This is a genomic window from uncultured Sphingomonas sp. (assembly GCF_964244235.1).
Classification (GTDB): Bacteria; Pseudomonadota; Alphaproteobacteria; order Sphingomonadales; family Sphingomonadaceae; genus Sphingomonas.
Genome location: NZ_CAXTII010000091.1, coordinates 1 through 10,709 on the forward strand (window position 1 = coordinate 1; position 10,709 = coordinate 10,709).

Annotated in this window: 6 protein-coding genes and 1 pseudogene; 6 read left to right on the top strand and 1 reads right to left on the bottom strand. The window is 66.9% G+C overall.

Annotation, left to right across the window (positions count from 1 at the left end; all coding sequences use genetic code 11):
* The 6 genes and pseudogenes from ACFE7D_RS12610 to ACFE7D_RS12635 form a co-directional block, all read left to right on the top strand.
* Window positions 1-224: pseudogene (locus ACFE7D_RS12610) on the top strand (chemotaxis protein); the annotation flags it as partial.
* A 64-nt stretch (window positions 225-288) separates the two neighbouring features.
* Complete coding sequence (locus ACFE7D_RS12615) at window positions 289-1,980, top strand: thiamine pyrophosphate-binding protein (RefSeq protein ID WP_375395768.1); 1,692 nt, start codon at window positions 289-291, stop codon at window positions 1,978-1,980.
* Between the two features lie 89 nt (window positions 1,981-2,069).
* Window positions 2,070-4,946 carry a PAS domain-containing protein gene (locus tag ACFE7D_RS12620; protein ID WP_375395769.1) on the top strand — a complete coding sequence of 959 codons (2,877 nt, stop codon included), beginning with the start codon at window positions 2,070-2,072 and terminating at the stop codon, window positions 4,944-4,946.
* Between the two features lie 57 nt (window positions 4,947-5,003).
* Complete coding sequence (locus tag ACFE7D_RS12625) at window positions 5,004-5,939, top strand: ROK family protein (RefSeq protein ID WP_375395770.1); 936 nt, start codon at window positions 5,004-5,006, stop codon at window positions 5,937-5,939.
* A 110-nt stretch (window positions 5,940-6,049) separates the two neighbouring features.
* On the top strand, window positions 6,050-7,951 hold the full coding sequence (locus ACFE7D_RS12630; RefSeq protein ID WP_375395771.1) for a putative bifunctional diguanylate cyclase/phosphodiesterase: 1,902 nt from the start codon (window positions 6,050-6,052) through the stop codon (window positions 7,949-7,951).
* Window positions 7,951-9,816 (top strand): CHASE4 domain-containing protein, encoded by a 1,866-nt coding sequence (locus tag ACFE7D_RS12635; RefSeq protein WP_375395772.1) that lies wholly within the window; start codon window positions 7,951-7,953, stop codon window positions 9,814-9,816. Before ACFE7D_RS12630 ends, ACFE7D_RS12635 begins: the two co-directional genes overlap by 1 nt.
* A gap of 17 nt (window positions 9,817-9,833) precedes the next feature.
* On the opposite strand, the gene ACFE7D_RS12640 is transcribed toward ACFE7D_RS12635, so the two are convergent.
* Window positions 9,834-10,709, bottom strand: an 876-nt coding sequence (locus tag ACFE7D_RS12640; protein WP_375395773.1) for an SET domain-containing protein, incomplete at its 5' end; no start/stop codon positions are given.

A 10,709-nucleotide genomic window follows, 5' to 3' on the forward strand; every position in this document is an offset into this window, starting at 1 on the left:
CGATGGAGGCACAGGCGCAGACCGTGACGTCGATCACCGCCGCGGTCGATGAAACGGCACTGGCCGCCGATTCGATGTCCTCCACCGTCGCCGCCATCCGCAAGGATACCGAAACCGTGGCAGGAGAGATCGACGAGGTCAGCCGCGGCTTCGTCACGCTCGACGGGCGGCTCGGCACTTTGAAGCTCAGCGCGGGCGATTTCGCCGCGCACGTCGCCGCCTGATCCGGCCCCAACCGGAACATCGTACGCACCGACGGATTGAGGCTTTCCCGAGCCGGAGCCCGCCATGCCCACGACCGTCGCCGAACTGCTCGTCAAGACGCTGGCCGATATCGGCGTCCGCCAGGTTTTCGGGATCGTGGGCGATGCGCTGAATCCCTTCACCGACGCGATCCGCCGGCAATCGACGGTCGAATGGATCGGCGTCCGTCACGAAGAGGGCGCGGCGCTGGCCGCCGCCGGACAGGCGAAGCTGACCGGACGACTCGGCGTATGTTGCGGTACGACGGGACCGGGTGGCAACCATCTGGTCCCGGGTCTGTACGAGGCGCGCAAGGATCATGCTCCAGTGCTTGCGATATCGGGCGGGGTGCCGTCGGCGCTGCGCGGTACGGATTATCTGCAGGAGGATTCGCCGGACCTGCTGTTCCGCGACGTCGCGGTCTATACGCAGGTGATAGGAGCGGCGGAGCAGGCGCCGAGTGTCTTTCATCAGGCGATCGCCGCGGCCTATGGGCTGCGCGGGGTCGCGCACATCAATATCCCGCCCGACGTGTTTGCTGCAAAGGTCGGCACCGCGACGCCGAGCATTCCGACGTTGCGCCCCCGTCCGGAGGTCGCGCCTGCACCCGAGGATATAGCCGCCGCCGCTGCGCTGATCGCGGAGGCGGGCACGATCGCGCTGTTCTGTGGCGCCGGCGCACGCGGCGCGGAAGCGGAACTGGTCGCGCTGTCGGAACGGCTCAAGGCACCGCTGATGCATACGTACCGTGCGCAGGACCTATTGGCCTACACGCATCCCAGCTGGATCGGCGGCGTCGGGCTGATCGGCGGGCGGGCCGGGGTCGATGCCGCCAGGGAAGCGGACCTGCTCCTTATGCTCGGCACCGATTACCCCTATGTCGACTTCCTGCCCAGACACGGCAACGTCATCCAGGTCGACGAGCGCGCGCTCGCGATCGGGCGGCGGACACGGGTCGGGCTCGGTATCGTCGGGTCGGTGAAGCCGACACTCCGCTTGCTGCTCGACCGGCTGGTGCAAAAGGACGACGGCGCGTTCCTGGCGGAGACACGGGACAAACGCACCGCCTGGGATGCGATGCTCGATGCCAAGGCGGATCCCTCGCGCAGCACCGGCATCATCCACCCGCAGGCCGTCGCGCGGGCGATCAGCGATGCGGCGGCGGATGATGCGATCATCGTGACCGATACGGGCGAGGTGACCTTGTGGGCGGCCAACTGGCTGCGCCAGACCGGTCGACAGCGGATCACGGGATCGTTCAACAACGCCGCGGTCGGCACCGGGCTCGGCCTCGCGATCGGGGCACAGGCGCTCGACCGCAACCGCCAGGTCGTGGCGCATATCGGCGATGGCGGCTTCACCATGCTGGCCGGGGAATTCATGACTGCGATGGAGCACGAGCTGCCGGTCAAGATCGTCGTCTACGACAACAGCCGCTGGGGCCTCGTCCATTTGGAGATGGAGGGGGCGGGGCTGCCCGCGACCGGCGGCAGCAGTTTCCCCAACATGGACTTCGCGGTGTTCGCCCGCGCGTGCGGTGCGGCCGGTTTCACCGCGCGCGATCCCGCGACGCTGTCGGCCACCGTCCGCGAATTCCTGGCATCTCCGGGGCCGGCGATCCTGCACGCCATCGTCAATCCCGACGAGTTGCCGGCGATGGCGCATATCGAACCGGGACAGGCGATCGGCTTCGGCATCGCCAAGGTGAAGGAGGCCTTCGCCGTGCTGCGCGGATAGCGAGTTGCAACGCCGCTACCGTCGCCCCATGGACGAAGCCGTACGATGCTCGTTCGACCGATCAACACCACCCCGTACGGAACGATATCTTGACGAGACAAGCACCGACCGATGCGGTCTATCGCTCGCTCTTCGCGGCGATCGACGCGGGCTTCAGCCTGATCGAGATGATCTTCGATGGCGACCGACCGGTCGATTACCGCTTCATCGACACCAATGCCGCCTTCGAACGGCAGACTGGCCTTGCGAAACCCGGGGGCCGCCTCGCCAGCGACCTTCTGCCAGGGCTCGAACGCCACTGGCTGGAACGCTATGGCCGCGTCGCGATCACCGGGGAACCGGCGCATTTCCAGGAGAACGCCGATGCGCTGCACCGGTGGTTCGATGTCCATGCGTTTCGTGTAGGCGATCTCGACGCGCGGCTCGTCGCGGTCCTGTTCGCCGATATCACCACGAGACTGCAAAGCGAACGTGCGCTGGCGGACAGCGAGGAACGGTTGCAGCAGGCGTTGTCCGCGGGCGGCGGGATCGGTACGTGGGACTGGAACATCCCGCTCGACCGGGTCACCGCCGATGCGCGTTTCGCACGGCTGTATGGCGTCGACCCGGACCGGGCGATCGAAGGAGCGCCGGTCGACGAATTCTTCACCGCCATCCATCCCGACGACCGGACCGGCACCGAAGCGGCGATCGCGCAGGCCGTGCGCACGGGCGGCGAGTTCAGCGCGGAATACCGGTTGTTCCAGTCGGACGGAACGATCCGGTGGGTGCACGCGCAGGGGCGGTGCATCCTGGACGACGAGGGCCGGCCCCAGCGCTTTCCCGGCGTCAGCTTCGACATCAGCGAACGCAAGCGGCACGAACGCGGGCAGGCGGCGCTGCTCGATCTGGCGGACCGGTTGCGCGACCTGACCGATCCCGAGACGATCCCCTATGTCGGATCGGCGGTCCTGGGCCAAGCGCTCGGCGTGTCGCGGGTCGGGTACGGCGTTATCGACAAGATCGCGGAGACGATCACGGTCGAGCGCGACTGGAACATGCCGGGGGTCCGATCCATCGCCGGCGTGCTTCGGTTCCGCGATCACGGGTCGTACATCGACGATCTGAAGGCGGGCACGACGGTCGCGATTGACGACGTGCGGCTCGACGAGCGGACGTGCGATGCCGCCCCGGTGCTGGAGGCGATCAACGCACGGTCGTTCGTCAACATGCCGCTGGTGGAACAGGGCGATTTTGTCGCGCTGCTCTACGCCAATCATGACGGCCCCCGTCGCTGGCACGCCGACGAACTCCTGCTGATGCGCGAAGTGGCGGAACGGGTCCGCGGTGCAACCGAGCGCGTGCGGGCGGAACAGGCGCGGCGCGAAAGCGAGGAGCAGTTCCGCGTCTTCGCACAGGCGTTGCCCAACCAGGTCTGGGCCGCGCGCCCCGACGGGTATCTGTACTGGTTCAACGAACAGGTGTTCGCTTACGGCAAACAGACGCTTTCGGACCTGCAGGGCGTCGATGGCTGGACGCGGATCATTCACCCCGACGATCACGCGGTTGCCATACCCGCATGGGCCCGCTCGCTGGCGACGGGCTACGTCTACCAGGTGGAATTCCGCATCCGGCGCGGAGACGGCGTCTACCGCTGGTTTCTGGTTCGCGCCGAGCCGGTGCGGGGCGAAGACGGTGCCATTCTCCGCTGGGTCGGCACCAATACCGACATCGACGAGAATCGTCGCCAGGCCGCCGAACTCGCCGCGTTGAACGAAACGCTTGAGACGCAGGTTGCCACGCGGACGCAGGAATTGATGACCGCCGAGGAGGCGCTCCGCCAAAGCCAGAAGATGGAGGCGGTTGGACAGTTGACCGGTGGTCTGGCGCATGATTTCAACAATCTGCTGACCGGTATCAGCGGCAGCCTCGAGATGATCGGTATCCGCATCCAGCAGGGCCGATACGCCGATCTCGAACGCTATGCCCTGGCGGCGCAAGGGGCGGCGAAGCGTGCGGCGTCGCTGACCCATCGGCTGCTGGCGTTCTCCCGGCGGCAGACGCTCGATCCCAGACCGACGGACGTCAACCGCCTGGTCGCCGGCATGGAGGACCTTGTCCGCCGGACGGTCGGGCCCGCGATCGAGGTCGAGGTCGTGACCGCGGGCGGGTTGTGGCCGACGCTCGTCGATCCCAATCAGCTGGAGAACGCGCTGCTGAACCTGGCGATCAACGGGCGCGACGCGATGCCGGGCGGTGGGCGGTTGACGATCGAGACGGGCAATCGCTGGCTCGACGCGCGCGCTGCCCGCCAGCGTGATCTGGAACCCGGGCAATATGTCTCGCTATGCGTGTCGGACACCGGCACCGGCATGACGCCGGACATCATCGCGAAGGCTTTCGACCCGTTCTTCACCACGAAGCCGCTCGGCGAAGGGACCGGGCTTGGCCTTTCCATGATCTACGGCTTCGCGCGGCAATCGGGCGGGCAGGTGCGGATCTATTCCGAGGTCGGCGAAGGCGCGACCTTGTGCCTGTACCTGCCGCGCTTCCCGGGCGAGGCGATCGACGCGCAGGAGGGGGCAAGCGCCGAACCGCCAAGAGCTGTGGCGGGCGAGACCGTGCTGGTCGTCGACGACGAGCCGACCGTTCGCATGCTGGTCGCAGAGATATTGGGCGAACTGGGCTATATGGCGATCGAGGCGGCTGACGGGGCGTCTGGCCTTGCGATCCTGCAATCCGGTCAGCGGATCGACCTTCTGGTGACCGATGTCGGTCTGCCGGGGGGGATGAACGGGCGACAGATGGCCGACGCCGCGCGATTGTCGCGGCCCGACCTCAAGATCCTCTTCATTACCGGCTATGCCGAGAACGCGGTCGTCGGGAACGGACATCTTGACCCGGGCATGCACGTCATGACCAAGCCGTTCGCGATGGATGCGCTGGCGACGCGGATCCGCGCGCTGATCGTGGGGGCGTCAAGCTGATCGACGTACGCGGCGGGGCGCTATAGGCGAAGACCGTCGGAGAAGGACTATCCGGGCATGACGACGACGACCGCACCGCTGGTTGCAGGTATCGAGCTTGGCGGCACCAAATGCATCTGCATCCTGGCGCGCGGACCCGATGAGATCGAGGCGGAGGAGCGCATTCCGACCACTCGCCCGGCCGAGACCTTGGCGGCGGTCGAGGCGGTGCTCGACAGATGGCGGGGCTTTGCCGCGCTCGGCATCGCGAGCTTCGGGCCGATCGTGATCGATCATGCCTCGCCGCAATACGGGAAGATCAGCATAACCACGAAACCGGGTTGGTCCGGGACCGACATCGCGCACCGGTTGGCCGCGCATAGCGGCGTGCCGACCGGGTTTCACACCGATGTCGTCGGCGCGGCGTTGGCGGAGGCGCGCTGGGGGGCGGGCAAAGGTCTGGCCGACCTGGCCTATGTGACGGTGGGTACGGGGATCGGCGTCGGGATGATCGCCGGCGGTATCCCCGTCGACGGGCTGACGCATGGCGAACTCGGTCATATCCGCCCCGTGCGATTGCCCGGCGACGACTGGATCGGCAACTGCTCCTTCCACGGGGCCTGCATGGAAGGGCTCGCTGCGGGGCCGGCGATCGCGGCGCGCACGGGGGTGGCCTCGCAGGACCTGCCCGCGGACCATCGGGCCTGGGACAGCGTCGCGCATGCGCTTGGCCAACTATGCCACACGCTCGTCATGACGGGCGTACCGCGACGGATCGTGATGGGGGGCGGGGTGATGGTCGGTACGCCGCATCTGTTCCCACGCGTTCGCGCCGCCATGACGAAAAGCCTGGGCGGCTATATCCCGCTGCCCGAGATCGCGCTGACCGAGAGCTATATCGTCCCGCCGGTGCTCGGTGGGCGGGCGGGGCCGCTCGGTGCGATCGTGCTCGGTACCCAAGCGCTTGGGCCGGACGCCGGAGACGTCGGTCACCGCGTCCTGAGCGGACGCTGACCCCAAAGAGGCACCCGACCGGCAATAGCGGTAACCGCGCCTTAACCGTACCCGGCTACCTCATGGCAACCGAGTGGCAAGCTGGTTGCCGCGGAACGAACGGTGGCGCGATGCGGATTTTGATCGTCGATGACGAGCCGGCGATGCACGACAGCTACGCCCGCAGCTTCGCGTCGCAGCGCGGCGAAGGCGCGGACGCGCTCGATGCGATGGCCGCCGATCTGTTCGGTGACGAAGATGCCGCGGTCGAGGCCGCGGATGTCCTTCCCGATTTCGCGCTGACGCATTGCAACCAGGGCCTCGACGCGGTCGCCGCGGTCGAGGCCGCGATCGCCGCGGGCGATCCCTATTCGGTCGCGTTCATCGACGTGCGGATGCCGCCCGGCATCGACGGCCGCGAGACCGCGAAGCGCATCCGCGCGCTCGACGGCCAGGTCAATCTGGTCATCGTCACCGGCTATTCGGATTTCTCGCCCCTGGAGATCAGCAAGGTCGCCGGCCCGGCGGACAAGATCTTCTACATCGCCAAACCCTTCGAGGTCGCCGAGATACAGCAGACCGCCACCGCGCTCGCCAAGCGCTGGGAAGTCGACCGCGAACTCTCGAGCGCGCGCGCGCTGATGGCGCAGCAGATCGTCCAGCTCGAGGAACAGGGTCTCGAACTCGCCGCGAACGAAAGCCGCGCGATCCATATCGCGATGCACGATTCGCTGACCGACGCGCCCAACCGGCTGTTCTTCCTGCGCGCGCTGACCGAACGGACGAAGCGCGATGGACTGTTCGCCACCGCGATGATCGATCTCGACCGGTTCAAGCTGGTCAACGATACGCTCGGGCATCTGGCGGGCGACGCGCTGATCCAGCAGATCGCGGCAATCCTCCAGAAATCCGCGCCCGAAGGCGCGCTCGTCGCGCGGCTCGGCGGCGACGAATTCGGCGTATTGTTCGACACGCCCGGCGAACCCGCCGCGGAAATGGCGTGCGACCGGATGGTCGCGGCCTGTTCGACCAGCATAATGGTATTCGGCAATTCGGTACAGGGCGGGGCGTCTGCGGGCATGGTCGTGGTCGAAGGTGCGCAGGGTATCGATCCGATCGACGTGATGCGCCGCGCCGACCTCGCGCTCAACGACGCCAAGCGGCAGGGCCGCGGCATGACGCGGCTGTTCGACGAGAGCATGGACGAGGGCATCCGCTTCCGCCGCCGGATCGAAAGCGGGCTGGCGGGTTCGATCGAGAAGGGCGAGCTGAGCCTCGTCTACCAGCCGATCGTCAAGCGCGACACGACCGAGATCGTCGGGTTCGAGGCGCTCGTGCGCTGGAACACGACCGAATATGGCCCGATCAGCCCGGCCGTCTTCATCCCGATCGCGGAGGAGACCAACATCATCCACGAGCTGGGCGACTGGGTGCTGACCGAATCGCTGAAGGTGCTGGCGCGCTGGCCGGGGCAATATGTCTCGGTCAATTTCAGCCCGCGCCAGTTCCGCCGGACGAACTTCGTCGGCCATGTCATGGAAAGCGTCCAGCGTGCCGGCGTCTCGCCCTCGCGCGTGCAGATCGAGATCACCGAGACCGCGATCTTCGACGATGCCGAACGCGCCGCGGAAACGCTCTACAAGCTGCGCCAGATGGGCTTCCGCATCGCGCTCGACGATTTCGGAACGGGCTATTCCAGCCTCTACAACATCCGCAAGTTCGCGCTCGATAGCCTGAAGATCGACCGCAGCTTCATCGACGGCATGGGCCGCGAACGCGAAAGCGCGGCGATCGTCCACGCCATCATCCATCTCGGCCACGCGCTGGGGCTGGAGGTGATCGCGGAAGGCGTGGAGACCGAGGCACAGGTGCAATTGCTCCGCATCGCAGGCGCCAGCCACCTCCAGGGCTATTTCTTCTCGCGTCCGGTCGCGGAGGAGGTCGCCTGTGATCTCGCCGAACGGCGGTTCATCGGCGGGGACCCGGACGAAGCGCCGGGTGGCATCGAACTGGGCGACGGGACCAACGGCTGATGCCGATCGCGAAGGGCCGGTTGCAGCCACTCGTCCGCCCGACATCACTTGGGATAAAGTTAGTCGTGATCCTGACGCTTGTCGGGATCGCGGGCGCGTTGAGCATCACCGTGCTGCTCGCCAGCGTCATCACGCCCAGCTTCGCCAAGCTCGAGGACAAGGCGATCGCGGACAATGTCGACCGGACGCGCGCCGCGCTGTCCGATTACGGCGCAAAGGTCGAGGGCGCGGTACGCGACTATGGCGACTGGAACGACAGCTACGACTATATGGCCGCGCCAAGCGCCAAGTTCGAACGCGACAGCTTTTCCAAGCTCGCGATGGCCAATCTGGGCGTGCAGGGCATGGCCTATGTAACGCCCCAGGGACGCATCGTGATCGCCCGGTGGCTCGATGCCGCAACGGGCACGGAGAACCCCGCGTTGCGCGCGGCGTTCCTGCGGTCGATTGCGCTTACCGACCTGGCGCATGTCGTCGGTGGCAACAGTTCGGCACGTTATTATGCCAAGCTGGGTTCGACGGTCGCCGCCATCGGCGTGGCGCAAATCCGCAAGTCGGATGGCAGCGGAACCGCGCGCGGGCACGTCCTGATGGCGCGTATCCTGACGCCGCGCCAGCTGTCCGCGCTGCTCCAGGTCAATGCGCGGATCGCCCCGCCGATCGGCAGGAACGATGCGGTGGCCCGCGGCGCATCGACGCTGGCGATCGCAGTGCCGATCATGGGCGCGGATCGCCGGGCTGTCGCTGTCGCGAGCGCGCGGTTCAGCGTTCCGCGCGACGTCTCGCTGCTCGGGCGGCGGATGCTGCTACTGGCGATCGCGGGATCGACATTGCTGCTGCTGATCGTGCTGATGGTGCTGCGGCGGATGATCGCCAGCCAGGTGCTGCAACCGCTCCACCGTGTCGAACGCCATATGCAGCGCGTCCGCGCGCTCGGCACGCTGGGGCCGCTCGACGAGGATGGCCGGCGCGACGAGATCGGGTCGCTCGGCCGCAGCTTCAACGCGATGCTGCTCCAATTGAACGATCTGCGCGGCCAGGTCGAAGTCCAGTCCTTTGCGCTTGGTCGAAGCGAAAGCGCGGTTGCAGTCATGCACAATGTCCGCAACGCGCTGAATCCGATTTCGACGATCCTGAGCCAGGGCGTCGCGCAAGGGCCGCCGGTCGATCGGACGACGCTGGACCGCGCGCTCGGCGAACTGGCGAAGGACGATGTTCCCTCGGCACGACGCGTGAAGCTCACCGCCTTCGTCGCCGCGGCGATCGAGGCGGAAGCCGCCACTCGCGCCGCGACCCGCGCCGAATTGCAGGTCGGACGCGAGGCGATGGCGCATGTGCTCGAGATCATCGGCCAGCAGCAAGCGCACGCGCATGAACGTCCGCCGCTCGAGAATTGCGACGTTGCCGAGATCGTCGCACGCAACGCCACCATCGCGCGCTATTCGGACAAGGCGTCGATCGCGTTCAGCTTTCCCGCGCATCCGTGCCGCGCGATGGCGAGCCGGGTGATCCTGAGCCAGGTGATCGGCAATCTGTTCGGTAACGCGGCGGAGGCGATCGCCGCTACGGGGACGGGCAGCGGGACGATATCGGTCACGATCGAACCCGATGCGAACGGCCATGTCGTCATCGCGATCCGCGATGACGGCGAGGGTTTTTCATCGGATATCGGCAAGACCTTGTTCCAACGCGGTTTCTCTACGCGCGCGCACAAATCGGGCGGATTGGGGCTGCACTGGTGCGCAAACTCCATGACGGCGATGGATGGGGCGCTGCGGCTGGAAAGCGAGGGTGAGGGCAAGGGCGCGGTCGCCATCCTGACTTTGAAAGCGGTCGAGCCGGTGGTGCTGGCGGACGCAGCGTAAGCCTTCGCCCGGCGGGCTTACGCTGCCCGCTCCCGCACCATCTCTTCGCGCAGATACGGCGCGACCATATCCCGCTCACGAAACCACGCCTGGCGCTCGGCCGACAGGGTCGCGAAATCGCCGACCGTTCCGCGGCATCCCGGCTGCCGGCACTGACACAGCATCTGCCAGCCCGAGTCCTTCAACGTCGTCGAGTAATCCCAGGCGATCTCCTCGCTCGGGGCGATCGCCCGTAAAGCAACCAGCACCACGCCATGATCGGTAAAACGCAACCCGGCGTTGGGCGCGCAGCTATGGTTGATCAGATCGTCGATCCGCCCCGACGGCCCCATATATTGATCGGCAGTGACTTGCAGGAATCGGTCGGCCGCGCCGCGCAAGGACCGCGGCAGCCGCGCAGCGCGAACCCGCCGACCGGTGAAACGAACGATCTGCTCGCCCTCCGCGAAACCCTTTGCGGCGTAGACCGCCTTGCCCAGATGCGTCTCGCGCACCGCGAACGGATTGCCCGGTACATAGGCATCCAGGACCCGCAGCCCGCCGCGCCCGAACGCCAGCGACCGGAACGGGTTGACCGTCGCGAGTCCGACCATCAGCCATACGCTCGCATGACAGAGCAGTTCGACGAGAATATAGGTATATTCCGCAATGCCCGATCCATGCACCCGGGTAGCGACAAGCAACGTCGAAAGGTCCGCGAGCGTCCATAGCCCCCAGGCCGGCGATCGCTCGCGGGCCCGGTCCTGCCACACGCTTTGCCACGTTGGCCAGAAGCTGACCGGCACCGCGACGACGACCAGCATATGCGCCCAGAACGCCTCGCGGAACACCAGCCACAACGCGATCGACCCGAGCGCGGCGGTCATGCAGACGCCCTCCACAGGGGTCGGCGT

Coding starts and splice junctions, on each gene's coding strand:
- ACFE7D_RS12615 (WP_375395768.1), top strand. CDS start 289: ATGCCCACGACCGTCGCCGAACTGCTCGTCAAGACGCTGGCCGATATC.
- ACFE7D_RS12625 (WP_375395770.1), top strand. CDS start 5,004: ATGACGACGACGACCGCACCGCTGGTTGCAGGTATCGAGCTTGGCGGC.
- ACFE7D_RS12630 (WP_375395771.1), top strand. CDS start 6,050: ATGCGGATTTTGATCGTCGATGACGAGCCGGCGATGCACGACAGCTAC.
- ACFE7D_RS12635 (WP_375395772.1), top strand. CDS start 7,951: ATGCCGATCGCGAAGGGCCGGTTGCAGCCACTCGTCCGCCCGACATCA.